The 25,283-nt window shown below is 71.8% G+C and carries 24 protein-coding genes, 1 pseudogene and 1 riboswitch; of the genes and pseudogenes, 12 read left to right on the top strand and 13 right to left on the bottom strand.

The features are described from left to right. Nucleotides 1-61 precede the first annotated feature (61 nt). Nucleotides 62-253, bottom strand: a complete 192-nt coding sequence (locus AC4BEG_RS19355) for a hypothetical protein (RefSeq protein WP_490701002.1) — start codon at nucleotides 251-253, stop codon at nucleotides 62-64. 333 nt (nucleotides 254-586) lie between these two features. Here AC4BEG_RS19355 and AC4BEG_RS19350 point away from each other — a divergent pair, with 333 nt between their 5' ends. Further along, nucleotides 587-2,791 carry a HelD family protein gene (locus AC4BEG_RS19350; protein ID WP_490701001.1) on the top strand — a complete coding sequence of 735 codons (2,205 nt, stop codon included), beginning with the start codon at nucleotides 587-589 and terminating at the stop codon, nucleotides 2,789-2,791. Nucleotides 2,792-2,979: 188 nt separating this feature from the next. Here AC4BEG_RS19350 and AC4BEG_RS19345 read toward each other — a convergent pair whose 3' ends face one another. Further along, nucleotides 2,980-3,708 carry a copper homeostasis protein CutC gene (locus AC4BEG_RS19345; protein WP_490701000.1) on the bottom strand — a complete coding sequence of 243 codons (729 nt, stop codon included), beginning with the start codon at nucleotides 3,706-3,708 and terminating at the stop codon, nucleotides 2,980-2,982. 56 nt (nucleotides 3,709-3,764) lie between these two features. Between AC4BEG_RS19345 and AC4BEG_RS19340 the strand changes: the two genes are divergently transcribed. Further along, nucleotides 3,765-4,430: an HD domain-containing protein gene (locus AC4BEG_RS19340; RefSeq protein WP_490700999.1), complete on the top strand. Its 666-nt coding sequence runs from the start codon at nucleotides 3,765-3,767 to the stop codon at nucleotides 4,428-4,430. Nucleotides 4,431-4,561: 131 nt separating this feature from the next. On the opposite strand, the gene AC4BEG_RS19335 is transcribed toward AC4BEG_RS19340, so the two are convergent. Beyond that, on the bottom strand, nucleotides 4,562-4,786 hold the full coding sequence (locus tag AC4BEG_RS19335) for a DUF397 domain-containing protein (protein ID WP_490700998.1): 225 nt from the start codon (nucleotides 4,784-4,786) through the stop codon (nucleotides 4,562-4,564). Between the two features lie 364 nt (nucleotides 4,787-5,150). Between AC4BEG_RS19335 and AC4BEG_RS19330 the strand changes: the two genes are divergently transcribed. From AC4BEG_RS19330 to AC4BEG_RS19320, 3 genes and pseudogenes are all read left to right on the top strand, one after another. Then, nucleotides 5,151-5,465, top strand: a complete 315-nt coding sequence (locus AC4BEG_RS19330) for a hypothetical protein (RefSeq protein WP_490700997.1) — start codon at nucleotides 5,151-5,153, stop codon at nucleotides 5,463-5,465. Nucleotides 5,466-5,596: 131 nt separating this feature from the next. Continuing rightward, nucleotides 5,597-5,803, top strand: a pseudogene (locus tag AC4BEG_RS19325) (XRE family transcriptional regulator); the annotation flags it as partial. Between the two features lie 89 nt (nucleotides 5,804-5,892). Next, a complete protein-coding gene (locus tag AC4BEG_RS19320) occupies nucleotides 5,893-7,113 on the top strand; it encodes a Cmx/CmrA family chloramphenicol efflux MFS transporter (protein WP_490707128.1) in 1,221 nt (406 codons plus the stop codon). A 133-nt stretch (nucleotides 7,114-7,246) separates the two neighbouring features. Here AC4BEG_RS19320 and AC4BEG_RS19315 read toward each other — a convergent pair whose 3' ends face one another. Then, a complete protein-coding gene (locus AC4BEG_RS19315; protein WP_490700996.1) occupies nucleotides 7,247-7,522 on the bottom strand; it encodes a DUF4031 domain-containing protein in 276 nt (91 codons plus the stop codon). Continuing rightward, entirely contained in the window at nucleotides 7,522-7,878 is a 357-nt protein-coding gene (locus AC4BEG_RS19310) for a DUF8819 family protein (RefSeq protein WP_490700995.1), read from the bottom strand. Before AC4BEG_RS19310 ends, AC4BEG_RS19315 begins: the two co-directional genes overlap by 1 nt. A 127-nt stretch (nucleotides 7,879-8,005) precedes the next feature. Here AC4BEG_RS19310 and AC4BEG_RS19305 point away from each other — a divergent pair, with 127 nt between their 5' ends. Both AC4BEG_RS19305 and murQ read left to right on the top strand, forming a co-directional pair. Continuing rightward, nucleotides 8,006-8,935, top strand: a complete 930-nt coding sequence (locus tag AC4BEG_RS19305; RefSeq protein WP_490700994.1) for a MurR/RpiR family transcriptional regulator — start codon at nucleotides 8,006-8,008, stop codon at nucleotides 8,933-8,935. 40 nt (nucleotides 8,936-8,975) lie between these two features. After that, a complete protein-coding gene (gene murQ / locus AC4BEG_RS19300; RefSeq protein WP_490700993.1) occupies nucleotides 8,976-9,932 on the top strand; it encodes an N-acetylmuramic acid 6-phosphate etherase in 957 nt (318 codons plus the stop codon). A gap of 107 nt (nucleotides 9,933-10,039) precedes the next feature. Here the strand turns inward: murQ and groL are convergent, their stop codons facing one another. The 4 genes from groL to thrC form a co-directional block, all read right to left on the bottom strand. Beyond that, complete coding sequence (gene groL, locus AC4BEG_RS19295) at nucleotides 10,040-11,665, bottom strand: chaperonin GroEL (RefSeq protein WP_490700992.1); 1,626 nt, start codon at nucleotides 11,663-11,665, stop codon at nucleotides 10,040-10,042. A gap of 507 nt (nucleotides 11,666-12,172) precedes the next feature. Then, nucleotides 12,173-12,379 (bottom strand): cold-shock protein, encoded by a 207-nt coding sequence (locus AC4BEG_RS19290; RefSeq protein ID WP_009716982.1) that lies wholly within the window; start codon nucleotides 12,377-12,379, stop codon nucleotides 12,173-12,175. Between the two features lie 409 nt (nucleotides 12,380-12,788). Continuing rightward, nucleotides 12,789-13,067: a MoaD/ThiS family protein gene (locus AC4BEG_RS19285; protein ID WP_490700991.1), complete on the bottom strand. Its 279-nt coding sequence runs from the start codon at nucleotides 13,065-13,067 to the stop codon at nucleotides 12,789-12,791. Next, nucleotides 13,064-14,380 carry a threonine synthase gene (thrC, locus tag AC4BEG_RS19280; RefSeq protein ID WP_490700990.1) on the bottom strand — a complete coding sequence of 439 codons (1,317 nt, stop codon included), beginning with the start codon at nucleotides 14,378-14,380 and terminating at the stop codon, nucleotides 13,064-13,066. The genes AC4BEG_RS19285 and thrC overlap by 4 nt, the downstream gene beginning before the upstream one ends. A gap of 17 nt (nucleotides 14,381-14,397) precedes the next feature. Beyond that, a riboswitch (SAM riboswitch) is annotated at nucleotides 14,398-14,538 on the bottom strand. 196 nt (nucleotides 14,539-14,734) lie between these two features. On the opposite strand from thrC, the gene AC4BEG_RS19275 reads away from it, so the two are divergent. Next, nucleotides 14,735-15,682 carry a glucosyl-3-phosphoglycerate synthase gene (locus AC4BEG_RS19275; RefSeq protein ID WP_490700989.1) on the top strand — a complete coding sequence of 316 codons (948 nt, stop codon included), beginning with the start codon at nucleotides 14,735-14,737 and terminating at the stop codon, nucleotides 15,680-15,682. A 261-nt stretch (nucleotides 15,683-15,943) separates the two neighbouring features. Continuing rightward, on the top strand, nucleotides 15,944-17,404 hold the full coding sequence (locus tag AC4BEG_RS19270) for an alpha,alpha-trehalose-phosphate synthase (UDP-forming) (protein WP_490700988.1): 1,461 nt from the start codon (nucleotides 15,944-15,946) through the stop codon (nucleotides 17,402-17,404). A 548-nt stretch (nucleotides 17,405-17,952) separates the two neighbouring features. Here the strand turns inward: AC4BEG_RS19270 and otsB are convergent. The 3 genes from otsB to AC4BEG_RS19255 are packed head-to-tail and all read right to left on the bottom strand — an operon-like array spanning nucleotide 17,953 to nucleotide 20,402. Beyond that, nucleotides 17,953-18,798, bottom strand: a complete 846-nt coding sequence (otsB, locus tag AC4BEG_RS19265; RefSeq protein ID WP_490700987.1) for a trehalose-phosphatase — start codon at nucleotides 18,796-18,798, stop codon at nucleotides 17,953-17,955. Nucleotides 18,799-18,828: 30 nt separating this feature from the next. Then, nucleotides 18,829-19,125: a DUF3263 domain-containing protein gene (locus AC4BEG_RS19260; protein ID WP_490700986.1), complete on the bottom strand. Its 297-nt coding sequence runs from the start codon at nucleotides 19,123-19,125 to the stop codon at nucleotides 18,829-18,831. Next, nucleotides 19,122-20,402, bottom strand: a complete 1,281-nt coding sequence (locus tag AC4BEG_RS19255; protein ID WP_490700985.1) for an extracellular solute-binding protein — start codon at nucleotides 20,400-20,402, stop codon at nucleotides 19,122-19,124. Before AC4BEG_RS19255 ends, AC4BEG_RS19260 begins: the two co-directional genes overlap by 4 nt. A 353-nt stretch (nucleotides 20,403-20,755) precedes the next feature. Here AC4BEG_RS19255 and AC4BEG_RS19250 point away from each other — a divergent pair, with 353 nt between their 5' ends. The 3 genes from AC4BEG_RS19250 (at nucleotide 20,756) to AC4BEG_RS19240 (ending at nucleotide 24,034) form a co-directional block, all read left to right on the top strand. Then, nucleotides 20,756-21,688 carry an ROK family protein gene (locus tag AC4BEG_RS19250; RefSeq protein WP_490700984.1) on the top strand — a complete coding sequence of 311 codons (933 nt, stop codon included), beginning with the start codon at nucleotides 20,756-20,758 and terminating at the stop codon, nucleotides 21,686-21,688. Then, complete coding sequence (nagA, locus tag AC4BEG_RS19245; protein ID WP_490700983.1) at nucleotides 21,688-22,884, top strand: N-acetylglucosamine-6-phosphate deacetylase; 1,197 nt, start codon at nucleotides 21,688-21,690, stop codon at nucleotides 22,882-22,884. Before AC4BEG_RS19250 ends, nagA begins: the two co-directional genes overlap by 1 nt. 181 nt (nucleotides 22,885-23,065) lie before the next feature. Further along, a complete protein-coding gene (locus tag AC4BEG_RS19240) occupies nucleotides 23,066-24,034 on the top strand; it encodes a 1-phosphofructokinase family hexose kinase (RefSeq protein ID WP_490700982.1) in 969 nt (322 codons plus the stop codon). Between the two features lie 24 nt (nucleotides 24,035-24,058). Here the strand turns inward: AC4BEG_RS19240 and AC4BEG_RS19235 are convergent, their stop codons facing one another. Beyond that, nucleotides 24,059-25,054 carry a carbohydrate-binding protein gene (locus AC4BEG_RS19235; protein WP_490700981.1) on the bottom strand — a complete coding sequence of 332 codons (996 nt, stop codon included), beginning with the start codon at nucleotides 25,052-25,054 and terminating at the stop codon, nucleotides 24,059-24,061. Between the last annotated feature and the right edge of the window lie 229 nt (nucleotides 25,055-25,283).

Raw genomic sequence — 25,283 nt, 5'->3', positions numbered from 1 at the left:
TGGGCGCTGTACTCAGTGTCGCTATTGGGGGCAGTGCTCAGTGTCGCTCTCGGGGCGGTGCTCAGTGCCTGGGTATCGTCACGCCCCGCGCGTCGTCCGCGTACGAGCCGAGCACGGCGACGCTGAACGCCGTGGCCGCGAAGACCCGTACCGCGCGGAGGGCTTGGCCCACCAGGTGGCGGGGGTGGGCGGCGGCGGCCGCGGCGCCGTCCTGGACAGTGCTTGCGGTGGTGCTGATGGCTGCGGTGGTCATGGTTTCAAGCATGCTCCGCCGGAGGCACGACGGCATCGACCTGCCGGTGTAATCGGCACCGTACCGACGTACGACCTCAGGCATACCGCCCCCTACGGGGGGAGGAGTCCAACCCTGAGGCGGACCCCTGCCACGGGATGACATCCGGGTGCACGAACCGGTGGCCGGCTGGTGGAAAAACCGTTCGCGACCGCGATCCGCCCTGGCTACAATCGCGCGTCTGCCGCCTCCCGATCACGGGGAGAGCCGCCGCCCGGTCGGAAACCGGTCGGCATCTCGAGCTCGTCGCACCTTTCTTCACTCGCTTTGCTGGACCCCGCCGGAGGCTACGCCGTGCCCTCGCACGCCCCTGACCCGACCGACCCGTCCGATGTATCCGATCTGCCCGACCCGACCGACGGGACCGACCCGTCCGGCCCGACCGACCCGTCCGGCCCGTCCGGCCCGCTCGCCCGGGAACGCTCCCACCTCGCCGCGTCCCGCGCGGCCCTGCGCGCCATGCGCGCCGACGTCGAGGCCCTCGACCTCCGCGACGTCACCGCCAACTGGGTCAACTCCGTAGCGCTGCAACACCAGGTCGAGGAGCGCATCAAGGCGCTTGCCGACCTCGCCGACACCCCGCTCTTCTTCGGCCGTCTGAACTATCTCCACACCCCGGGCGCGGAGGCGGCGGAGGGGACGGAGGAAACGGACGCGGCCGAGGGTGTCGACGGGGCCGTGGAGGAGCCGCCCGCCGCCGGAGACGGCTCATCGGACACGTTCTACATCGGACGGCGGCATGTGCACGACGCCGACGGCGACCCCATGGTCATCGACTGGCGCGCCCCCGTCTCCCAGCCCTTCTACCAGGCGTCGAAGAAGGCGCCGATGGACATCGCGCTGCGCCGCCGCTTCGGCTACACCGGTGGCGAGTTGACCGCCTACGAGGACGAGCGCCTCAGCGACCCGGCCGAGGCCGAGCACTCCAGCAGACTGCTCCAGGCCGAGATCGAGCGCCCGCGCGTCGGCCCGATGCGGGACATCGTCGCGACGATCCAGCCCGAGCAGGACGAGATCGTCCGCGCCGGAATCGGTGGCACCGTCTGCGTCCAGGGGGCACCGGGCACCGGGAAGACGGCGGTGGGCCTGCACCGGGTGGCGTATCTGCTCTACGCCCACCGCGAGCGGCTGGCCCGCTCCGGCACCCTCGTCATCGGCCCGAACCGCTCCTTCCTCCACTACATCGAGCAAGTCCTTCCGGCGCTGGGTGAGTTGCAGGTCGCCCAGGCGACCGTGGATGACCTGGTGGCCCATGTGGAGGTGCGCGGCACCGACACCGCCGAGGCGGCCCGCCTCAAGGGGGACGCACGGATGGCCGAGGTGCTGCGCCGCGCGCTGCGGTCGCATGTGACCACCCCGGCCGAGCCCTGTGTGGTGGTACGCGGCTCCCGCCGCTGGCGAGTGCCCGCATACGAACTGGAGGAGATCGTCCAGGAGTTGCTGGCCCGCAATATCCGCTACGGCGCGGCCCGTGACGCCCTGCCGCAGCGGATCGCCCACGCGGTGCTGGTCCGTATGGAACAGGCGGGCGAGGCACCCGACGACCGGGTCCAGGACGCGGTGGCCCGCAACACGGCGGTCAAGGCGGCGGTGAAGGCGATCTGGCCCGCCGTCGACCCGGCGAAGCTGGTCCTGCGGCTGCTCTCCGACGCCGACTTCCTGGCCGAGCACGCGGACGGGATCCTCGACGCCGATGAGCAGAAGGCCGTGCTGTGGGCCAAGCCGGCCCGCGGTGTGAAGTCGGCGAAGTGGTCCGCGGCGGATACGGTGTTGATCGACGAGGCAGCTGACCTCATCGAACGCACCCACTCCCTCGGCCATGTGGTCCTGGACGAGGCGCAGGACCTGTCCCCCATGCAGTACCGCGCGGTCGGCCGCCGCTGCACCACCGGCTCGGCCACGATCCTCGGCGACCTCGCGCAGGGCACCACCCCCTGGGCGACGGCCAGCTGGCAGGAGGCCCTGTCCCACCTCGGCAAACCGGACGCGGCGGTGGAGGAGCTGACCCAGGGCTTCCGGGTGCCGCGCGAAGTGATCGCCTACGCCTCGCGGCTGCTGCCGGACATCGCCCCCGACCTGACCGAGGCCACCTCCATCCGCGAGGCGGCAGGCGACTTCGCGGTGCGGGAGGTGGACCCGGCGGGGCTCGACGACGCGGTCGTGGCGGCTTGCCGGGAGGCGCTGACGCACGAGGGCTCGATCGGTCTGATCGCCGCGGATGCCCGGATCCCGGTGCTGGCGGAGCGACTTGCCGCGGCGGGCCTGACGTATCTCGCACCGGGCGAGGAGACCAGCGCGGAGGCCCGGCTCACCCTGGTCCCGGCGACGCTGGCGAAGGGTCTGGAGTACGACTACGTGGTACTGGACGAACCGGCGGCGGTCGTTGACGGTGAACCGGACGAACGGACCGGGCTGCGACGGCTGTACGTGGCGCTGACGCGGGCGGTGTCGGGGCTGACGGTGGTGCATGGGGCGGGGTTGCCGGAGCGGTTGCGGTAGGGGTGGGTGCGGAGCGGTTGGGGGGCGGGTGCGGGGCCGGGGCCTCCGGGGCGGGGCCTGGACCGTCTATTTAGGCGCCGGTGCCCTCGGACGTGATGCCACCCCAAGATTGGCGCCACAAATACACGTAGTGTCCAGGCTCCCGCCCCTGCGACCCCGCCCCCTCCTCGCCGTCGCCGTCTGCCCGTTCAGCCCACCGGAACGGGAACGTCCAGCGCGCTGCGCCACAGGCTGACGGTGGCGGCGTCCACGGGACCGTCCCATCCGTCGGGGCGGGCTGCACCGCCGATGTGGAAAGCGTCGATCCCTGCCGTGCGGAGGGCGGACAGATGGCCGAGGTGCAGTCCGCCACCAGCCATGATGCACGGCTCGTAGCCGGGCAGGCCGGTACGGGCTGCCTCGACGAGGAGCGTGGGCAGCCCGTCGTCGATGCCGAGGGCCGATCCGGCGGTGAGGTAGGTATCCAGACCGGGGAGGTCGGCGAGCTGTTTGCGGAGCGCGTCGCGGTCGGCGGCACGGTCGATGGCTCGGTGGAAGGTCCAGCGGCTCTCGTCGACGCCGGGCCCGGCACCGATGACGTCGGTGAGAGCGCGGACGGCGGCGAGATCAACGTCGCCGCTCTCGGTCAGGAACCCGAGAACGAACTCATCGGCCCCCTCGGAGCGGAGGGCGGCGGCGCTCCCGCAGAGGGCGTCGAGAGCTGCGGCGTCCCCGGCGGCGAAGCCGTCGGAGGCGCGGAGCATCACCCGCACCGGAATGTCCACGGCCGACCGGACGGCGGCAAAGGTCTCACGGGAAGGGGTGAGCCCATCGGCGGCCATGTCGGTGACCAGCTCGAGGCGGTCCGCCCCACCGGCCTGTGCGGCGATCGCGTCCGCCGGGTGGAGCGCGATCACCTCGAGAATTGGTCTAGACATGCTCTTCAGCTTGCCACACCCCACCTGGGACGAAACCGGTACCCCACAATTGGCTCATGTCCGCCCCTGCGCGCCACCCCGCCCATGACACCCTGCTCGCCCGCTGGACGACCCTGCTGACCAGCGCCCGCGAGGTCACCGAGCCCGCTGCGGCCCCGTACGGCGAAGACCTGCTCGCCCGCTGGGCCGAACCCCAGCGCAAGTACCACACGACGGACCACCTGATCGCGGTGCTGGACCGGATCGACGAGCTGCTGGCCCATGTCGCGGCCCCCGACCCCGACGCGATCCGCCTCGCGGCCTGGTTCCACGACGCGGTCTATCTGCCCGAGCGCTCGACGAACGAGGACCGCAGCGCGCGACTGGCCGAGCGGGCCCTCCCGGAAGCCGGCGTCCCCGACGCCCGTACCGAGGAGGTGGCCCGTTTGGTCCGCCTCACCACCGACCACGATCCGGCCACCGGCGACACCAACGCCGAAGTCCTCTGCGACGCCGATCTGGCCGTACTGGCGGGCTCCCCCGAGCAGTACGGCGCCTACGCGGCCGCGGTGCGCGAAGAGTACGGCTTCGTCCCCGACGACGCCTTCCGCGAGGGCCGCGCCAATGTGCTGCGCCATCTGCTGGGCCTGCCCCGGCTGTTCCGTACCGCGGTCGCCCACGACCGCTGGGAGGAGACGGCCCGGCGCAACATGGCGACGGAGCTGGAGCTGTTGGGGGCGTAGGTTTGCCCCCTCCCCGCTCTAGCCTCCGTCGCCATGCGACACCGGACCACCTTTCACAAAGTGGCCCTGTTCGCCACACGACTCGGCATGACGCACGAGGCGGAGGGCTGGTTCGGGTAAGAGCACCAGGGTCAGGCGACAGGGAACTCGCCGCGTATGACGGCGGAGACGAACGACGACCAGCCCTGTGCCGAGAGGATCAGCGCTGGGCCGTGCGGGGACTTGGAGTCGCGGACCGGGACGGTGCCGTGGGTCTGGGCGAAGGTGCGGGAGAACTCGACGCACTGGCCGCCGTTGGCGTCGCTGTACGAGGACTTGCTCCACTCGGCAGCGGTGAGATCCAAGTCGGCAACCATGCGCGGTACTCCTTCGCCAGGGTCTTGATCAGGGTCAGTGATCGATCCGGGGACGACGCATGCGCCCTGAGCAGCTCACTCGGTCTGACCGAAGCGCTGGAGCGGATTTAAGTGAGCGGGTGGGGTCGTCTCGTCCAACGCTGCGACCTCTCGCTATGTGATCACTGCCAGCGTCGCAGCAGGTCGCAGACTTGCACGCTGCCGTTCAAGGCGTCTCATTCTATTGGCCGTCGCGTTGCCCTGGTCACCAATTGACTACACACGGTGCCCATTTAAGGTCTCCGGGGAACAGCTGAGTGGAGCTGATGTCATGAACGGCCTACGCCTTCTGCCATGGTCCAGCCCAGAGGGCAAGCCCTGCTACTTGTCGACTGACGACGACAACAGCCGGTTGCGCCTGAAGGCAGACGAGATCGAGGCACTTCAGCTCGACATGGGCGCCCAACTGCTCGGGCACGCCAGGGCGCTGCTCGACGATGAGAAGGTAGGCGTCGGAGAACTTCGCTTCCTGGCCCGCCGACTGGTCGAGGCGCTGACGGACGCATTGCGGGTCGCCGAGAGCAGGGGTGGACGGCTCCTTGCGCCCGTCGAAAACGACACCGATGAGTTGGACAACGACCACCGCCGGGACGTTGGCTCCGCGCCTGAGATCCCTGCTGACGTCGTGGCCCCTCAGTGACAACCCGGGTAGCGGACCGGCCGACGGCACTCCGGAGCCTCAGCGGGTGGCGGCTGGCCATTGAGTGCGTAGCACAGCGCGGTGTGCAGGTGTTCAGCCGAGACAGGCGTCAAGCGGAGTTCGGCGGTGCCGACGCGGTGAATCGCATCTCGCTGTCCGTCTTCCGCTTCGATGACCAGGCGCTGGTCACCCCCCATTTGACCCGGCTCGTGGGGCATGACTCGCCACTGATGCATCTGCGGCGGAAGGCAGACGGCGGAATGTTCTCCCGGTTCGCGGAGCACGCGGAAGAGCTGTGGTCCGGTGGTGTACCGGTCTCGACGGAGCGGACACGGTAGCTGCCGGGAAACCCGCTCGGGGATGGAATGCCCGAGCCCCAGGCCGTGTTGTGCCCGGCATGTCCTCGCACGTCAGCGCTCGCGCCCCCATGCCCGTCGCCGTCTACGTCCTCGGGCTGTCCGTCTTCGCGCTCGGGACGTCCGAGTTCATGCTGTCCGGGCTGCTGCAACCCGTGGCGCGGGACATGGGGGTGTCGATTCCGACGGCCGGTCTGCTGGTGTCCGCGTTCGCGGTCGGGATGGTGGTGGGGGCGCCGGTGCTGGCGGCGGCCACGTTGCGGTTGCCTCGGCGGACCACGCTGATCGCGTTGCTCGCCGCCTTCGGGCTCGGCCAGGTGGCGGGGGCGGTGGCGCCGTCGTACGGGGTGCTGTTCGCGTCGCGGGTGGTGAGCGCGCTGGCGTGTGCTGGGTTCTGGGCGGTGGGCGCGGCGGTGGCGGTGTCGCTGGTGCCGGTGAACGCGCGGGCGCGGGCGATGGCGGTGATGGTCGGGGGCCTGAGCATCGCGAACATCGCGGGGGTGCCCGCGGGGGCGCTCCTCGGGCAACACGCCGGGTGGCGCGCCGCGTTCTGGGCGGTGGCCGGGCTGTCGGCGCTGGGTCTGGTGGGCGTGGTCGCGCTGGTGCCCCGTACGGAGGTGCCGACCGGTGAGGACACCCCGCGGCTGCGGAACGAGCTGCGGATCTACCGCGACCGGCAGGTCTGGCTCGCGCTGATCAGCACCGCGCTCAACGGCGGCGCCGTCTTCTGCCTGTTCTCGTATCTCGCGCCGCTGCTGACGGACGTGGCCGGGCTCGCGGAGAGCTGGGTGCCGACGGTGCTGGCGCTGTTCGGGGTGGGGGCGCTGATCGGTACGGCGCTCGGCGGGCGGATCGCGGACGCCCATCTGTTCGGCACGATGTACGTCGGCATAGCGGCCTCGGCCGCCGTCCTGGCCGTGCTGGCGCTCACCGCGCGGTACCCCGTCGCGGCCGTGACCCTCGCGCTGCTCCTGGGGTTCACCGCCTTCTTCACCGCGCCCGCGCTCAACGCCCGGATGTTCAACGTGGCGAACGCCGCCCCGACGCTGGCGGGGGCGACCACGACCGCCGCCTTCAACATCGGCAACACGGTCGGCCCCTGGCTGGGCGGACTCGTGATCAACGCGGGCTGGGGCTATCCGGCGGTGGCCTGGACCGGTGCGGTGATGGCCACGCTCGCCATCGGGTCGACCGCGCTCGCCTCCCGGGTCCACCAGGCGGAGAGCGCCACGCGCGTGGTCATGGGGGCGACCGCGGCGCGGGACACGGAGTCCGCGCGCGCCACGCACTGATACGCGGCGCCGTTCCCGCCAACGAGAGTCCCGCTCACCGGCGAGGTGCCCCTCCCGGCAAGGTCCTCACCACGGGTGCGCCCCCATCCCCGACGCGCCCCGTCGTGACGGGGGCCCGCGGCGGGGGCGTCCCTTACGCCCCTGCCGCGCGCCGCCGCTTCGGGCGGCGCAGACCCGCTGCCGTCAGCCGACGCAGCAGCTCCTTGCTGCCGACCTCCTCGGCCCCGGCCCGGACCGCCGCCTCGTAGAGCTCGCTCGGGATGTCGTAGTGGTCCCGTTCGAAACCGCGGCGGGGCGCGCCGATCCGGGACGCGAACGCGTGAAGCTCGTCGTATGAGACATCGCTGACCAGGTGCGACCACATCCGGCCATGGCCCGGCCAGGTCGGCGGGTCGATCAGTACGGCCATCAGAGGGTGGTTCCGAGCGAACCCACACGCGCCACCGCGACCGCCGTCTTGCCGCACACCCAGTGCGGATCCGGGCCCAACTCCGGCTCCACGTCGAGGGCGTGGAGATCTCCGCCCTCGGTGCAGACGGGGCACAGCGGCCAGCGGCCGTAACGCTCCAGCAGGGCGTCCTGGACGTCCTGGGCGACCAGTCCGGCCACATACGCGACGCCCTCGGGCCACTGCTCGACCCACCACCGCCGGTGCGCGATCGCGTCCTCGACGAGCGAGACGATGTCCGCCTGGGCGACATTTCCCGCCGCGAGATCGGCCAGGACGAGCGCACGCGCCGCGTGCAGTGCGTGTTCGAGCTTCATGGGTCCCATTGTCACCTTTGCTTCATTCTGATGCCCGCCCATCACCCTCCGTAGGCACTCCGCCAGTGGAGGGCGGAGGTGTCGTCGAAGGGTTGACGGATACCAGGAGCGGAAATAGTTTTCAGATGTGAGCAGTAAGCTGAAGGAAACTTTCACCCCGTCCGAGGCCCCCGCTCCCGCACCGGCCGCCCTCGCGGCGAAGGTCCGTACGCTGGCTCCCTCCATGACCCGCTCCATGCAGCGCGTCGCGGAGACGGTGGCGGGTGATCCGGCCGGTTGCGCCGCGCTCACCGTCACCGCGCTCGCCGAGCGGACGGGTACCAGCGAAGCCACCGTCGTACGCACCTCCCGGCTGCTCGGCTACCCCGGATACCGCGATCTGCGCCTCGCCCTCGCCGCACTGGCCGCACAGCAGGCGGCCGGACGGGCCCCGGCCGTCACGGCGGACATCGCGGTCGACGACCCGATCCCCGATGTGATCACCAAGCTGGCGCAGGAGGAGCAGCAGTGTCTGGCGGACACCGCCGCCGCACTGGACACCAGCCAGCTGGAGGCGGCCGTCTCGGCGCTCGCCACCGCCCGCCGGATCGATGTCTACGGTGTGGGCGCCTCCAGCCTGGTCGGCCAGGATCTGGTCCAGAAGCTCCTGCGCATCGGGCTGATAGCCCATGCCCACGCCGATCCGCATCTCGCGGTCACCAACGCCGTGCAGCTCCACTCGGGCGACGTGGCCATCGCGATCACCCACTCGGGCCGCACCACGGACGTCATCGAACCGCTGCGGGCCGCCTTCGAACGCGGGGCGACCACCGTCGCGATCACCGGACGGCCGGACGGCGAGGTGGCGAGTTACGCGGACTTCGTCCTCACCACCTCCACCGGCCGCGAGAGCGAGCTGCGCCCGGCGGCCATGGCCAGCCGGACCAGTCAACTGCTGGTGGTGGACTGCCTGTTCATCGGGGTCGCACAGCGTACATACGAGTCCGCGGCGCCCGCGCTGTCCGCCTCGTACGAGGCGCTCGCCCACCGGCACGACCCGCGCCCCGGCCACCGCTGACCACCGCTGACCACAGCCCGCACGGAAAGAGCCGCTTCGCATGACTTCCGCCGCCGACCAGGGCCGGAGCCAGAGCCCGGCACAGCTCCGGGCCCAGCTGGACACGCTCACCACCGAGGCGTTCCGCCCCGAACTCGCCGAGATCGACCGGCTCGAGACGCTGGAGATCGCCCGGATCATGAACGGGGAGGACGCCGCCGTCCCCACCGCCGTCGCCGCCCAGCTCCCCCGGATCGCCGCCGCCATCGACGACATCGCCGCCCGGATGTCCCGCGGCGGCCGGTTGCTGTACGCGGGCGCGGGCACCGCGGGGCGGCTCGGGGTGCTCGACGCGAGCGAGTGCCCGCCCACCTTCAACACCCCGCCGGGCCAGGTGCTCGGTGTACTCGCGGGCGGGCCGGAGGCCATGGTGAACTCCGCCGAGGGGGCGGAGGACAGCAAGGAGCTGGCCGCCGGGGACCTCGACCGGCTCGGCGTTGGCGAGGCCGACACGGTCGTCGGCATCTCGGCCTCCGGCCGCACCCCGTACGCCGTCGGCGCGGTCGAACACGCCCGCTCCAAGGGCGCGCTCACCGTCGGGCTGTCCTGCAACGCGGGCTCGGCGCTCGCCGCGGCGGCCGACCACGGCATCGAGATCGTGGTGGGGCCGGAGCTGGTCACCGGCTCGACCCGGCTGAAGTCGGGTACCGCCCAGAAGCTGGTGCTCAACATGATCTCGACGATCACCATGATCCGGCTGGGCAAGACCTTCGGGAATCTGATGGTCGATGTGCGCGCCTCCAACGAGAAGCTGCGCGCACGCTCGCGCCGGATCGTCTCACTGGCCACCGGTGCCCCGGACGAACGCGTCGAGAGCGCGCTCGCGGCCACGGACGGCGAGACCAAGAACGCCATCCTCACCATCCTGGGTGAGGTGGACGCGCCGACCGCCGAGAAGCTGCTCGGCGAGGCGGGCGGCCATCTGCGCGCGGCCCTGGAGGCAGCGCGGGCGCGCTGAGCGCTGCGCGGGAAGTGCCGCGAGGTAGAAACGCCGTCGGGGCGGCACCCCTGGGAGAGGGTGCCGCCCCGACGTACTCAGGACGGTTCGACCGACGAAGACGTCGATCAGAAGTCCATGTCACCGCCCGGCATACCGCCCGGAGCGCCCGCCGCGGCGGCCTTCTCCGGCTTGTCGGCGATGACGGCCTCGGTGGTCAGGAACAGCGCGGCGATCGACGCGGCGTTCTGGAGCGCGGAGCGCGTGACCTTGGCCGGGTCGATGATGCCCTCGGCGATGAGGTCCACGTACTCGCCGGTGGCCGCGTTGAGACCGTGGCCCGGGGTCAGGTTGCGCACCTTCTCCACCACGACGCCGCCCTCGAGGCCGGCGTTGACCGCGATCTGCTTCAGCGGGGCCTCGAGCGCCAGGCGGACGGCCTGGGCACCGGTGGCCTCATCGCCCTCGAGCTCCAGCTTCTCGAAGACCGACACGGTCTGGAGCAGGGCCACGCCGCCACCGGCGACGATGCCCTCCTCGACGGCGGCCTTGGCGTTGCGCACCGCGTCCTCGATGCGGTGCTTGCGCTCCTTGAGCTCGACCTCGGTCGCGGCACCGGCCTTGATGACGGCCACGCCGCCGGCCAGCTTCGCCAGGCGCTCCTGGAGCTTCTCGCGGTCGTAGTCCGAGTCCGAGGACTCGATCTCGGCGCGGATCTGGTTGACGCGGCCCTGCACCTGGTCGGTGTCGCCGGCACCGTCGACGATGGTGGTCTCGTCCTTGGTGACGGTGATCTTGCGGGCGCGGCCGAGCAGGTCGATGCCCGCGTTCTCCAGCTTGAGGCCGACCTCCTCGGAGATGACGGTGCCACCGGTGAGGATGGCGATGTCACCGAGCATGGCCTTGCGGCGGTCACCGAAGCCCGGAGCCTTGACGGCGACGGACTTGAAGGTGCCACGGATCTTGTTGACGACCAGGGTCGCCAGGGCCTCGCCCTCGATGTCCTCGGCGATGATCAGCAGCGGCTTGCCGGACTGCATGACCTTCTCGAGCAGCGGGAGGAGGTCCTTCACGCTGGTGATCTTCGAGTTGACGATCAGGATGTACGGGTCGTCGAGCGACGCCTCCATACGCTCCATGTCCGTCGCGAAGTACGGGGAGATGTAGCCCTTGTCGAAGCGCATGCCCTCGGTGAGCTCGAGCTCGAGCCCGAAGGTCTGCGACTCCTCGACGGTGATGACGCCTTCCTTGCCGACCTTGTCCATCGCCTCGGCGATGAGCTCGCCGATCTGGGTGTCGGCGGCGGAGATGGAGGCGGTGGAGGCGATCTGCTCCTTGGTCTCCACGTCCTTGGCCTGCTCGAGCAGCTGGGCGGAGACGGCCTCGACGGCCTTCTCGATGCCGCGCTTGAGGGCCATCGGGTTGGCGCCCGCGGCTACGTTGCGGAGGCCCTCCTTGACCAGCGCCTGGGCGAGGACGGTCGCGGTCGTCGTGCCGTCACCGGCGACGTCGTCCGTCTTCTTCGCGACCTCCTTGACCAGCTCGGCGCCGATCTTCTCGTACGCGTCCTCGAGCTCGATCTCCTTGGCGATGGATACACCATCGTTGGTGATCGTGGGGGCGCCCCACTTCTTCTCGAGGACGACGTTACGGCCCTTGGGGCCGAGGGTGACCTTGACGGCGTCGGCGAGCTGGTTCATCCCGCGCTCGAGGCCGCGCCGCGCCTCCTCGTCGAACGCGATGATCTTGGCCATGTGAAGTGGTCCTCCCAAGACTTAGGGGGTACCTCCCAGGCCGTCAGGCCGTGGGGGCGGATTGCTCCGGACCGCGCTGGCGCCCGCGACGGACGGCCTGCCTGCCGTGCGGTTCCTTGCCCCGTACAGCATTGGCGGGCCTCACCGACCCGGTCCTTCTGTCACTCTCACTCGGAGAGTGCTAACGCAATGATTAGCACTCGACCCATGAGAGTGCAAGCGCCCGCAGGGCGTCCATGGGGGGCGGTGGCCGGGTGACGGGTGGGCGCAAGCGCCCGAAGGGCGTCCATGGGGGGCGGTGGTCGGGCGACGGGTGGGCGCAAGCGCCCGCAGGGCGTCCATGGGGGGGCGGTGGCCGGGTGACGGGTGGGCGCAAGCGCCCGCAGGGCGTCCATGGGGGGATGCGGGCACCCGGAGGGGCGTCCGGAGCGCCAACGCCAGAGGGCCCGCACCCCCGTCGGGGTGCGGGCCCTCTGACACTTCAGTCAGCTGCGTCGCGTCGGCGCGTCAGCCAACGGCCACGCGGACCATGTCGGCCTGCGGGCCCTTCTGACCCTGCGAGATCTCGAACTCCACCCGCTGGCCTTCCTCGAGGGTGCGGTAGCCGTCCATCTGGATCGCGCTGTAGTGGACGAACACGTCCGCACCACCGTCGACCGCGATGAAGCCGTACCCCTTCTCCGCGTTGAACCACTTGACGGTGCCCTGAGCCATTCCTAACTCCCCTATTGCTGGCCCTTTTTGCGCAGGACCGCACTCCGCGGACCCGGGTCAGACCTCACCCACCCGGTCAGGAGGGTGTGCGCCGGAACGCGTCGACCGCCGCTGAATGTATCCGTCCCAACGCCCTGTGCAACAGGTCAATCGGACGAGAATTCTGGGCGCGGCCGATAGCCCAAAAGTGAAGGATTCTCACGAAGGGGGGACAAGTCGGGCCGGACATAGGGCACCAACCCGACAAATCATGCTCACATTTCGCGCACAACTTGACGGGTTCCGTATGCGGTTCCAGCCTTCGGCCTGTTCGGAATCAGGCCAACTGTATCGCGATTCCACACACGGAATCGCCCCGTCCGTTTTTCTCCGGACGGGGCGATTCCGATAGTGAAAAGGTGATCAGGGGTCAGCAGCCGCCCGCGACCGCCGGGATGATCGAGACCCCGGCGCCGTCCGGAGTGGCCGTCCCCAGGCCGTCCGCGAAACGCACATCGTCGTCGTTGACGTAGACGTTCACGAAGCGGCGCAGCTTGCCGGTGTCGTCCAGGACGCGTGCGGAGATGCCCTGGTGGTTCTTCTCCAGGTCCGCCAGCACCTCGGCGAGGGTCGCGCCCTCGGCGCTGACCTCGGCCTGACCGCCGGTGTAGGTGCGAAGGATGGTCGGGATTCGGACATTGACGCTCATACGAGGCCAGCCTCTCGGAACGAGTCAAGGGTGGGTCGGATGGTGGCGGAGGGGCCCGTGGTGGGGGCCACCGCGTCGAGGGTCTTGAGGCCGTCGCCGGTGTTGAGGACGACGGTCGTCAGGGCCGGGTCGAGGAGCCCGTCCTCGATCAGCTTCTTGGTCACGCCGACGGTGACCCCGCCCGCGGTCTCCGCGAAGATCCCCTCGGTGCGGGCCAGCAGCTTGATGGCGTCGACGACCTGCTCGTCGGTGACGTCCTCCACGGCCCCACCGGTGCGGCGCGCGATGTCCAGGACATACGGGCCGTCCGCCGGGTTGCCGATGGCCAGCGACTTGGCGATGGTGTTCGGCTTCTGCGGACGCACCACGTCATGACCGGCCTTGAAGGCGGCGGAGACCGGGGAGCAGCCCTCGGCCTGGGCGCCGAAGATCTTGTAGGGGCGGTCCTCGACCAGGCCGAGCTGGATCAGCTCCTTGAGCCCCTTGTCGATCTTGGTCAGCTGGGAGCCCGAGGCGATCGGGATGACGATCTGGTCCGGGAGCCGCCAGCCGAGCTGCTCGCAGATCTCGTAGGCCAGGGTCTTGGAGCCCTCGCCGTAGTACGGCCGCAGATTGACGTTGACGAAGCCCCAGCCCTCGCCCGCCGGGTCGCCGATCAGCTCGCTGCAAAAGCGGTTGACGTCGTCGTAGGTGCCCTCGATCCCGACCAGGTCACCGCCGTAGACGGCGGCCATGACGACCTTGCCCGCCTCCAGGTCGTGCGGGATGAAGACGCAGGAGCGGAAGCCCGCGCGGGCGGCCGCGGCGCCGACCGCGCCCGCGAGGTTGCCGGTGGAGGAGCAGGACAGGGTGGTGAAGCCGAAGGCGCGGGCGGCCTGGACGGCGATGGCGACGACCCGGTCCTTGAAGGAGTGGGTCGGGTTGCCGGAGTCGTCCTTGATGTGCAGCTCACCGGTGACACCGAGTTCACGGGCGAGGTTGTCGGCCTTGACCAGCTTGGTGAACCCTGGATTCAGGCTGGGTGTGTCCGCCACGTCCGCCGGGACGGGAAGGAGCGGGGCATAGCGCCAGATGTTGTTCGGACCGGCCTCGATCCGTCGGCGCAGGCCCTCCGGGTCGCCGGTCGGCAGGTCATACGCGATTTCGAGGGGGCCGAAACACGCCGTACACGCGAAGATCGGGCCAAGGTCGAAGCGCTCACCGCATTCGCGACAGGACAGCGCGACGGCGGGGCCGAAGGAGGGCGTGGGCAACTCGGAAGCCGGGGAAGCGGCGGGGGAAGTGGTCGAGCTTTCGACGGATTGCACAGCCATGGAGGCGAGGCCCTTTCTCCTCATCTTCCTCGGGACGCATTTCGCCACGAGACGGAATTGGCACCTTCCCTAGCTGGGAGCCTCGCTACGAGAACGAGACCAGCTGGAGGGTTGCCGGGGCTTCAACGGGCCGTTCCCTCTGCCCCTCTGGATGAGCGGTATGGCACCGGGCTCGGGCCCGGGCGTTTGTCCGCGCGATGGGCGCCATACAGCCGGGTCGACCCCGACATATGACGGTCCTGCGCGTTGTTCAAGACTGTAACCGAAGCCCCGGAGGGTTGAGACAGCCGTCCGAAGCGCGAGATGGATCACAGCGGCGATCACAAGTGATCACAGCAGCAGGGAGACAGACAGGTGCTGGATGAGGTGGAGCGCTGGCTGGACCGCCGCTCCTGGTCGGCCGACGACCGTCCGCTGGACCGCCTGCTGGCCGCCAAGCATGCCACGGGCAGCTCGGTGAGCGTGGTGCTGCCCGCGCTGAACGAGGAGGCGACGGTCGGGGAGATCACCGCGGTGATCCGCCGTGAGCTGATGGACGGGGCGGCGCCGCTCGTCGACGAGGTGGTCGTGCTGGACTCGGGCTCCACCGACCGCACCGCGGAGGTCGCCGCGGCGGCCGGTGCGACAGTGGTCCACCGCGACTCGCTGCTGCCGCGGCTGCCCGCGCTGCCGGGCAAGGGCGAGGTGCTGTGGCGTTCCCTGCTGGCCACCAACGGCGAGATCGTCTGCTTCATCGACGCCGACCTGCGGGAGTTCGACGCGCGCTTCGTCTTCGGGATCGTCGGTCCGCTGCTGACCGACCCGGAGGTGCAGTTGGTCAAGGGGATGTACGACCGGCCGCTGGGCGACGCGGCCGGACAGGGCGGCCGGGTCACCGAGCTGGTCGCCCGTCCGCTGCTGAATCTGCACTGGCCGCTGCTGGCCGGATTCGTACAGCCGCTGGGCGGGGAGTACGCGGCGCGGCGCTCGCTGCTGGAGCGGCTGCCGTTCCCCGTGGGGTACGGGGTGGAGCTGGGGCTGCTGGTGGACTCGCTGCACACGGTCGGCCTCGACGCGCTGGCCCAGGTGGACATCGGGGTGCGCAAACACCGCCACCAGGACGGGCAGGCGCTGGGCCGGATGGCCGCGGCCATCTACCGCACGGCGCAGCTGCGGCTGGCCCGCGGCCATCTGGTGCGGCCACGGCTGACCCAGTTCGACCGGGGCGAGAACGGCTTCGAGCCGCGTACGTCGGCCGTGGACACCGAGGAGCGGCCGCCGATGATCGAGATCCCGGAGTACGCGGAGCGGCGGGCGGCCTAAGCGCTCCGCGGGAAGTGCCGCGAGGTGCCGTCATTCGTCCGCGGCGGCGTCGTGGCCGGTCGCGCCCACGCGGCGGAGCCGCACACCGACACGGCCCCGCACCCCTTCGGGACGCAACCGAAGCGCACCGGACGTCAGCGAGGCCGCTGAGGACCGGGCCGCCAGGCGGGCCGCGCGCCCCTGCCGGACGCCGCGTACGCCCTATGGGCCGAGAGACCGCACGCACGTTTGCGCGGCGTGCTCGATGGCTAGGCTCGCGACATGGCTGCCCCGCGCACTGCCCAGATCCTCGTCGCCTCCAACCGCGGCCCGGTCTCGTATTCGCTGGGTGAGGACGGCACGATCTCCGCCAAGCGCGGCGGCGGCGGGCTGGTCTCCGGCCTCAGCGCGATCGGTCCGGACGCCGGTGCGGTGTGGGTGTGCTCGGCGCTCGGCGACGGCGACCGGGAGGCGGCCCGGCGCGCCGGGAGCGGTCATCTGGACGCCGCCGACACCGGCGGGCAGCAGGTGCGGATGCTGGACATCGCGCCGGATGTGTTCGCCGCCGCGTACAACGGCGTGGCCAACTCGGTGCTGTGGTTCGTCCACCACCTGCTCTACCAGACCCCGGTGGAGCCGGTCTTCGACGCGGAGTCCGCCGCCCAGTGGGCGGCCTTCGAGACGTACAACACGGCCTTCGCGGACGCGCTCGCCCAGGAGGCGGCCGAGGGCGCGGTGGTGCTGGTGCAGGACTACCACCTGGCGCTGGTGCCGGAGCTGTTGCGGGAGCGCCGCCCCGATCTGCGGATCGGCCACTTCTCGCACACCCCGTGGGCCCCGCCGGACTACTACCGGCTGCTGCCCGACGAGGTGGCGGAGGCGGTGCTGCGCGGCATCCTCGGCGGTGACCGCGCGGCGTTCCTCACCGAGCGCTGGGCCACGGCCTTCGCCGACTGCTGTGCGGCGGTGCTGGGCGCCGAGATCGTCCGGGACGGCGGCGGCACGGCCACGGCGGTGCGGTTCGGGGGGCGGGAGACCCGGCTCGGGGTGCACGGCCTGGGCGCGGACGCGGAGTTCCTGCGTGAGCGGTCGCGCGCGGCGGATGTGGACGAACGGCTCTCCGCGCTGCGGGCGCAGATCGGCCCCGGCCGGAAGACGATCGTCCGGGTGGACCGCACCGAGCTGTCCAAGAACATCGTGCGGGGGCTGCTGGCCTACCGGCGGCTGCTGGAGCTCCACCCCGAGTGGCGCGAGCGCGTGGTCCATGTGGCGTTCGCCTACCCCTCGCGCCAGGACCTCGCCGTCTACCGCGACTACACGGCCCGGGTGCGGACCGTGGCGGACGAGATCAACGCGGCGTTCGGCACGGAGGGCTGGCAGCCGGTCACCCTCCATGTGAAGGACGACTTCGCCCGCTCCCTCGCCGCCTACCGGCTGGCCGACGTGGCGCTGGTCAACCCCATCCGGGACGGGATGAACCTGGTCGCCAAGGAGGTGCCGGTCGTCTCCGAGCGGGGGTGCGCGCTGGTGCTGTCCCGCGAGGCGGGGGCCTACGCGGAGCTGGGCGAGGACGCGCTGGTGGTGAACCCGTACGACGTGGAGGGCACGGCGGCGGCACTGCACGAGGCCCTGCGCATGGACGACGCCGAGCGCGCCGCCCGCACCGGACGCCTCGCCGCGGCGGCCACGGCGCTGCCCCCGCAGCAGTGGTTCCTGGCCCAGCTGCGGGCGCTGGAGGCGTAGCGGCCCCACGGCCGCACGGCCGGAACGAGCGCGGCCGACCCCGGCACGGGTACCCACCGACCGCGGACGCCGCGGGCGGCACGGCCCGCCCGATCCGCGGCCGGGAGCGGAGCCGCACATCGACACAGCCCCACGCCCCTTCGGGGCGCAACCGCACCGCACCGGACGTCAGCGAGGCCGCTGAGGACCGGGCCGCCAGGCGGCCACGGCCTCCGTGACGTCCACGAGCGATACCGCGGTGCCCATGCGGCTGTCGACGACCAGGTGCGTCGAGCGTTGGTGGCAGCGCCTGGAGGAAGGAACGAGCCCGAGCCTCGCCGGAGCCGGACCCGAGCGGGATCCGGCCCGGCGGTCGGCGGCCGCCGGCCCGCCCGGATCGGTGAGCGCCGGTCCCGCGCTGCGCAGTGTGATCAGCCGCCGGTGCCGGTCGAGGTGTGCCCGGCCTCCGGCGCTCGGCGACCCGTGTGGTGCCCCCGTCCGGGGCGGTGTGCCGCGCGCCGCACCACGGACGGCCGTCGGGGCACGCGACGGGGGCGGACCGCCCCTCGTCACCGGCCGCGCGCGGCCGTCGCCAGCGCGTCCAGCAGGGACACCACGCCCGCCGGGCCGTCGACCACCAGGTCGGCGCGGTCCGCCAGTTCGGTCACCTCCGTGCTGCCGCTGCACACCAGGACGCCACGGAGGCCCTCCTCCCGCAGCCGCTCCACGGCGGCGAAGGCGGCCAGGTCGCCGAGGTCGTCGCCCGCGTAGAGGACGGTGTCGGCGCCGGTGGCGCGGATGTGGTCGGTGAGGGCGACGCCCTTGTCCATACCGGGCGGGCGCAGCTCCAGCACCAGGCGGCCCGGTTCGACGATCAGCCCGTGGCGTTCGGCCAGCGCGTACAGCGGGGCACGCAGCCGTTCGAAGGCGGCCTGGGGGTCCTCGGCGCGGCGGGTGTGGACGGCGACCGCGCGGCCCTTGTCCTCGGTCCACAGGCCCCGCCCACCGCCGTGGGCCTCGAGCACGGCGGGGAGTTCGGCCTTGACGGCGGCGACGCCCGGCGGCGGCGCGGGGGCCCTGAGCTCGCCGTCCGCCGCCTCCCAGCGCTCGGCCCCGTAGGCACCGAGCACCACCAGACCGGCCAGCTCCTCGACCCCGGCGAAGCCGCCGTAGTCCACCGCGACCCGGGCCGGGCGGCCGGTGATCACGGCGACGGAGCGCAGCAGCGGGGCGAGGCGGGCGAGCGCGGGGACCGCGCCGGGGTGGGCGCGGGCCTGGTCGGGGTCGGGCACGATCTCGGCGAGGGTGCCGTCGAAGTCGAGCCCGACGACGGCGCTGCCGGGCCGCTCGAGGAGGGCGGCGAGGCCCTCGCGCCCGGCGGCCGTGGTCGGTTCGGGAAGGGGGTGGCTGCCCATGCCGGTGACCCTACCCAGCCGGGCGCCCGGTCAGCGGCGCATCCGCCGCTCGTCCCGCACCCGGCGCAGACGGTTGACGGTGACGGGGTCGTGCTCCAGCGCCCGGGGATCGTCCAGCAGCGCGTTCAGCACCTGGTAGTAGCGGGTCGGGGAGATGCCGAGCCGCTCGCGTATCGCGCGCTCCTTGGCGCCGGGGCCCGGCCAGCCGCGCCGTTCGAGGGCGAGCACGTCCCGGTCCCGGTCCGACAGCCCGCCCGGCCCGGAGCCCGGCTCGACCTCCGGCTCCGGATCCGGCTCCGGCGCGGCGTCTCCCGTCACCTCCGTCATGCCCCCGAGTTCTCCATCGCGTCGGCCGCGCGCTGGATCTCGCCCAGCACGCTCGCCGGGTCGCCGCCCTTGGCCACCGTCGAACCGATCTTCTCCTTGATCAGCTTGCTGACGGCCGCCCAGGAGGTCTTGTCCGACGGGTAGAACTCGGCGCTCTCCAGCTCGCCCAGGAAGCGCCACAGCGACTTGTACTCCCGGTCGTGGAGCATCGTCTCCTGGACGGTGGTGGTCACGGGCAGCAGATCGTACTGGGTGGTGAAGCCCAGCACGTTTTCGTCGCTGTAGACGAAGTCGAGGAAGCTGCCGATCTGTTCACGGTGGCCGTGGGTGTTGAAGGCCATCAGCCAGTCGGCGACGCCCATCGTCGAGAGGGACTTCCCCTTGCGGCCGGGCAGCGCCGCGGTGCCGTAGCTGATGCCGTGGCCGGACGCCTGCTGCATCAGGGTGGGGTGGCCGTTGAGCATGCCGACCTCGCCGCGGGTGAAGGCGTCGAAGACGTCCTGCCGGTTGGTGCGGGCCGGGGAGCGGGGGCCGGTGAGGCCCTTGCCGACCAGCTCGTCCCGCAGCCATTCGAAGGTCGCGATGTTCTGGGCCGAGTCGATGGTGTAGCTGCCGTTGCCGTCGGTGTAGCCGCCCCCGCCGCCGAGCATCCACATCATGGTCTCGGCCTGGGTCTCCTCGGGGCCGAGGGGCAGGCCGTACGGGATGCGCACCCCGATCCCCTTGAGGGCCTCGGCGGCGTCCTTCAGCTGGGCCCAGGTGCTGGGCGCGTCGGATATCCCGGCCTGGTCGAAGAGCTTCTTGTTGTAGAAGAGCAGCCGGGCGCTGGCGACGAAGGGCAGCCCGTACTGCACCCGGTTGACCTCGCCCGCGTGGGCGATCGAGGTGATGAACCCGGCCTGGGTGGGGATGGAGAGCATCTGGTCGGCGCGGTAGAGCTTGCCGGCGGCCGCGTAGTCGGCGTACGCGCCGATCTGGGCGATGTCGGGGGCGTCACCGGCCTTGACCATCTCGGCGACGCGCTTGTCGACCTCGGTCCAGCTGTAGACCTTGACGTCGATCTTGACGTCGCTGTGCTTGCTCTCGTAGGCGCGGGCCATCTTCTCCCATGCCTTCTGGGAGCTGTTGGCGGCGCTGTCGCCGTAGTCGGCGGCGACCACCTTGAGGGTGACCTCACCCCCCGAGCCGCTGCCGCCGCCGCAACCGGTCAGCACCGGCGCCGTAGTCGCCGCCGCGACTCCAGCCGTCGTCAGACTCAAGAACCGTCGCCGCTGCACCGCTGCTTCCCACCCTGTTTGGCTTGATTCATCCTCGGGGTTGGTTCCCCGAGTACCCCCGGGGTTCGCCCCCACGGTCGAGCGAGTCTGCCTTGCAAACCTCCACAAGGTCTACACCATGGGCGTATCGCTTCGGTATCGGGGCCCCGCCTTCCCAGCTCACGCCCGTCCATGCGGATAAGTGGAATGTGTCACGCCGCCACAACTCCCTTGCGGAGCCCGGAATCAAGGGGCCGGGAGTCAAGAGGGAGAACGCGCCGAGGGCGGAAGGACCGGATCCCGGGTCCCCCTTCCGGGGAGAAGGCGGCGAGTGGACTAGACCTCTCACGGTGGATCGCGGGAGACTGTTTCCCGTGAAACACGTCATCGCCCTGGATGTGGGCGGCACCGGCATGAAAGCCGCCCTGGTCGGGGCGGACAACAGACTCCTGCACGAGGCCCGGCGGCCCACCGGACGGGAGCGCGGCCCCGAGGCCGTCGTCACCGCGATCCTGGACTTCGCCGCCGAGCTGCGCGCGGTGGGCGAGGAACGCTTCGGCGGACCGCCCGCGGCGGCGGGCGTCGGCGTACCGGGGGTGCTCGACGAGGCCCGCGGGGTGGCCCTCTTCGCCGCCAACCTCGGCTGGCGGGACGTCCCCCTGCGCGCGCTGCTCTCGGAGCGGCTGGGCGGGATCCCGGTCGCGCTGGCCCATGACGTCCGGATGGGCGGGCTGGCCGAGGGGCGGATAGGAGCGGGGGAGGGCGCCGACCGGTTCCTCTTTGTGTCGGTCGGCACCGGGATCGCGGGCGCCATCGGCATCGAGGGCCGGATCGACCCGGGGGCGCACGGCTCCTCGGCGGAGATCGGCCATGTGGTCGTACGGCCGGGCGGCCCGGTGTGCGGCTGCGGCGGGCGGGGCTGTCTGGAGACGCTCGCCTCGGCGTCCGCGGTCGGCCGCGCCTGGGCGGCCGCCAGCGGCGACCCCACCGCCGACGCCGCCGCCTGCGCCGAGGCCGTGACCTCCGGGGACCCGCGGGCCGAGGCGGTGTGGGGGGAGATGACCGGGGCACTGGCCGACGGTCTGGTGATCGCCCACACCCTGCTCGACACCGGGATGCTGATCATCGGCGGCGGACTCGCCGAGGCCGGGGAGACCCTGTTCGGCCCGCTGCGCGACGAGGTCGAGAAGCGCATCACCTTCCAGCAGTTCCCCCCCATCGTCCCCGCGGCCCTCGGGGACACCGCCGGATGCCTGGGCGCGGGCCTGCTCGCCTGGGATCTACTCGCCACGGAGGTTTCCGCCTGATGGTGCAGCGAACGGTTCTCACGGGCGCCCGGGTCGCGCTGCCGTCCGGGGTGGTCGAGAACGGACGAGTGACGGTCGAGGGCACCCGTATCGCCGCCACGGACAAGGGGCCGGAGACGGGGCCGGACACCGGGTCGGACACGGCCACCGCGCGGGCCACGGCGCGCGATCTGAGCGGCTGTTGGATCGTCCCCGGCTTCATCGACATCCATGTGCACGGCGGCGGCGGCGCGTCCTTCTCCGCGGGCACCGCCGAGGAGGCCCTCACCGCCGTACACACCCACCGGCGCCACGGCACCACGACCATGCTCGCCTCCACCGTCACCGGCGACCTGGACGACCTCGCCCGGCAGGCGTCGGTCCTCTCCGAACTGGTCCAGCAGGGCGAGCTGGCCGGGATCCACTTCGAGGGACCGTTCATCTCCCCGCACCGCTGCGGCGCCCACCAGCCCTCGCTGCTGCGCGCCCCCGACCCGGCGGACGTCCGCAAGCTGATCGACGCGGCCCGCGGCACCGCGCGGATGATGACCCTCGCGCCCGAACTGCCCGGCGGGCTGGAGTCCGTACGGCTGCTCGCCGACAGCGGCGTCATCGCGGCCGTCGGCCACACCGACTCCACCTACGAGGCGACGCGCGAGGCGGTCGAGGCGGGCGCCACCGTGGCCACCCACCTGTTCAACGCGATGCCGTCGCTGCTGCACCGCGAACCCGGCCCGGTCGCCGCGCTGCTGGAGGACGAGCGGATCACCATCGAGCTGATCGATGACGGCACCCATCTCCACCCGGCCGTGCTCCAGCTCGCCTTCCGCCGCGCGGGCGCCGATCGCGTCGCGTTCATCACCGACGCGATGGGCGCGGCGGGCATGAGCGACGGGCGCTATCCGCTCGGCCCGATGGAGGTCGAGGTCAAGGACGGGGTGGCGCGGATCAGCGACGGGCCGACGGCCGGATCGATCGCGGGCTCGACCCTCACCCTCGACCACGCCTTCCGGCGGGCTGTGACCGTCGACGGGCTGAGCGTCGGCGAGGCGGTGCGGGTGCTGTCCACCACCCCCGCGAAAGTGCTGGGCGTGGCCGGCCGGGTGGGCTCGCTGGAGCCCGGGAAGGACGCGGACCTCGTGGTCCTCGACGCGGACTTCCGGCTCCGGGGTGTGATGCGCCGCGGCACCTGGGTGGTCGATCCCGAAGTGAGCTGATATACCCCGGTGTTGAGGCACCCGGTCGCCACCGGGGGCTGGGCCGTGCGCCACGCCTTTGGCATGATCGCTGGACGGCGGGTAACACCCGCCGCACAGGACGGGCAGCGCCCGCCGCACAGCCGTACGCTTCAGCGAAGGAATCTCCGTCCGGCGGGGGGACGGGAGAGGGGATGCCAGGGTGATCCTGACGGTCACACTCAACACCGCCCTCGACATCACCTACCGGGTGCCGCAGTTGCGCCCGCACACCACCCACCGCGTCACCGACGTCGCCGAACGGCCCGGCGGCAAGGGGCTCAACGTGGCCCGGGTGCTGGCCGCGCTCGGCCATGACACCGTCGTCACGGGCTTCGCCGGCGGGGTCACCGGCACCGTGCTGCGCGACCGCCTCGCCGCGCTCACCGGGTCCGCCGCCGACGCCGGGGCCACGGCGCCCCGCGGCCGGATCACCGACGCCTTGGTTCCCATCGCCGGTACCACCCGGCGCACCATCGGCGTGGTCGACGGCTCGACGGGTGACACCACCCAGCTCAACGAGCCAGGACCAATCGTGACCACCCCCGAGTGGTCCGACTTCCTCACCGGCTACACCCGGCTGCTGCGCGAGGCCGCGGCCGTCGCGCTGTGCGGCAGTCTGCCGCCCGGCGTCCCCGTGGGCACCTACGCCCAGCTCCTCCGGGAGGCGCACGCCGCCGGGGTGCCCACCCTGCTGGACACCAGCGGGGAACCGCTGCGCCGCGGTATCGCGGCCCGTCCGCATCTGGTCAAGCCCAACGCCGCGGAGCTGGCGGGGCTCACCGGTGCCACCGATCCGCTGCGCGCCGCCCGGGACGCCCGGCGGCGCGGGGCGCGGGCGGTGGCCGCCTCTCTCGGCGCGGACGGCATGCTCGCGGTCACCTCGCAGGGCACCTGGAGGGCGCGTCCGCCGCGCCGGCTGTCGGGGAATCCGACCGGGGCCGGGGACTCCGCGGTGGCGGGGCTGCTGTCCGGCCTGGTGGAGGAGATTCCGTGGCCGGACCGGCTGGCCCGCGCGGTGGCCCTTTCGGCGGCGGCCGTACGGGCCCCGGCGGCGGGCGAGTTCGACCGCGCGGACTACGACGAGCTGCTGGAGCGGGTCGAGGTGACGGAGCACCCGGCGGCGGCGTGACCGGCCGGGTGCCCGGCGCGGGCGTCAGTCACCCGGCTTCTTGTTGGTCAGCCACATCTGGTCGAGGTTGGCGTTGCACGTGTCGCCCGCCTCGCAGGACACCGTGATCGTGTTGGTGCCCTCGCTGAGCTGGACCAGGGACCAGCTGTTGGTCCATCCCTTCTCCCAGTCGCCCTTCGGGCCGTGGGCGAAGTTGTCCATATTGACCGGGCGGGACTGCTTCTTGCCGTTGATCGTCAGCGTCATGCTCTGCTTCTCGCCAGGCACGCCGTAGCCCACGTACAGCCGGTAGGTCTTGCCCTTCTTGACGTCCACGCTCCAGCTCGCGGACGCGCCGGGGGTGTTGAGACCGGCGACGTACTGACCGCCCGCGGCCTTGGCGCCCTTGATGTCGCCAGCGACCACCGCGCCGCCCGCCAGCTTCATCTTCGCGCCGTCCTCGGTGGGCAGCTTCACGTCCGGCTTCGCGGTGGGGCCGGAGCTCTGGCGGGGCTTCTCGCTCTGCTCGGCGGTCGGCTCGCTGCTCGGCCCGGCCTGGTCGCCCTTCTTGTCGCTGTCGTCCCCATTGGTGATCATCGCGATGCCGATGCCGACGACGACCACCGCGACCACCGCGATCGCACCGATCAGCAGCCCCCGGCTGTTGGGGCCGCGACCGCCGCCACGGCCGCCGCTCGGGGCCTGGCCGGGCTGCTGCCGGGGTGCACCGCCGGGCAGGGTCTCGGGGGCGGCGTAGTGGGCGTTCTGGCGGCCGTAGCCGCCCTGCTGGCCATAGCCCTGCTGGCCGTAGCCCTGCTGCTGGCCGGGGGCCTGCCCGCCGTAGGTCCGCTCACCCACCGCGCGGACCTGGTTGTACGAAGTCCGGGGAACGCCGGGCTGAGCCGGACCGGGATAGCCGTAGCCACCGGTACGGGCACCCGGCTGCGCCGACTGGCCGGACTGCTCGCCCTCGGAGCGATACAGATAGGCGAACGGGTCGTCGTTCTCCGGCGTGTCCGAGCCGTTGTTGCCGGCCGTCATCCCTCGTCACTCCCCTGTGCATTGGCCATCGGCGTCACGATGCGTTGCGCCACGACTGCTCATACCAGGGCCGACAGGGCCTCGGCAGGTGGTGCGCTGTCCGGATGGCCAATATTCATGATCGGTTCACTGTCGGCGGCAGGGCCGCATCGGCGCAGCCTACCGTGACAGTGACGTACGGAACCGCCGCCCGGGTTCCACCAGGATGGGGCCAGGGTGGCCCCTGGGG

The sequence above is a fragment of the Streptomyces sp. JLBJ103 genome, from assembly GCF_058215575.1.
This window is presented reverse-complemented; position numbering and strand designations above follow the sequence as displayed.

Coding starts and splice junctions, on each gene's coding strand:
- otsB (WP_490700987.1), bottom strand. CDS start 18,798: ATGGGCAGCCACCCCCTTCCCGAACCGACCACGGCCGCCGGGCGCGAG.
- thrC (WP_490700990.1), bottom strand. CDS start 14,380: ATGGCTGTGCAATCCGTCGAAAGCTCGACCACTTCCCCCGCCGCTTCC.
- AC4BEG_RS19235 (WP_490700981.1), bottom strand. CDS start 25,054: ATGACGGCCGGCAACAACGGCTCGGACACGCCGGAGAACGACGACCCG.
- AC4BEG_RS19345 (WP_490701000.1), bottom strand. CDS start 3,708: ATGTCTAGACCAATTCTCGAGGTGATCGCGCTCCACCCGGCGGACGCG.
- AC4BEG_RS19310 (WP_490700995.1), bottom strand. CDS start 7,878: ATGAAGCTCGAACACGCACTGCACGCGGCGCGTGCGCTCGTCCTGGCC.
- AC4BEG_RS19340 (WP_490700999.1), top strand. CDS start 3,765: ATGTCCGCCCCTGCGCGCCACCCCGCCCATGACACCCTGCTCGCCCGC.
- AC4BEG_RS19285 (WP_490700991.1), bottom strand. CDS start 13,067: ATGAGCGTCAATGTCCGAATCCCGACCATCCTTCGCACCTACACCGGC.
- AC4BEG_RS19320 (WP_490707128.1), top strand. CDS start 5,893: ATGCCCGTCGCCGTCTACGTCCTCGGGCTGTCCGTCTTCGCGCTCGGG.
- AC4BEG_RS19270 (WP_490700988.1), top strand. CDS start 15,944: ATGGCTGCCCCGCGCACTGCCCAGATCCTCGTCGCCTCCAACCGCGGC.
- AC4BEG_RS19260 (WP_490700986.1), bottom strand. CDS start 19,125: ATGACGGAGGTGACGGGAGACGCCGCGCCGGAGCCGGATCCGGAGCCG.
- nagA (WP_490700983.1), top strand. CDS start 21,688: ATGGTGCAGCGAACGGTTCTCACGGGCGCCCGGGTCGCGCTGCCGTCC.
- AC4BEG_RS19355 (WP_490701002.1), bottom strand. CDS start 253: ATGACCACCGCAGCCATCAGCACCACCGCAAGCACTGTCCAGGACGGC.
- AC4BEG_RS19290 (WP_009716982.1), bottom strand. CDS start 12,379: ATGGCTCAGGGCACCGTCAAGTGGTTCAACGCGGAGAAGGGGTACGGC.
- murQ (WP_490700993.1), top strand. CDS start 8,976: ATGACTTCCGCCGCCGACCAGGGCCGGAGCCAGAGCCCGGCACAGCTC.
- AC4BEG_RS19335 (WP_490700998.1), bottom strand. CDS start 4,786: ATGGTTGCCGACTTGGATCTCACCGCTGCCGAGTGGAGCAAGTCCTCG.
- groL (WP_490700992.1), bottom strand. CDS start 11,665: ATGGCCAAGATCATCGCGTTCGACGAGGAGGCGCGGCGCGGCCTCGAG.
- AC4BEG_RS19315 (WP_490700996.1), bottom strand. CDS start 7,522: ATGGCCGTACTGATCGACCCGCCGACCTGGCCGGGCCATGGCCGGATG.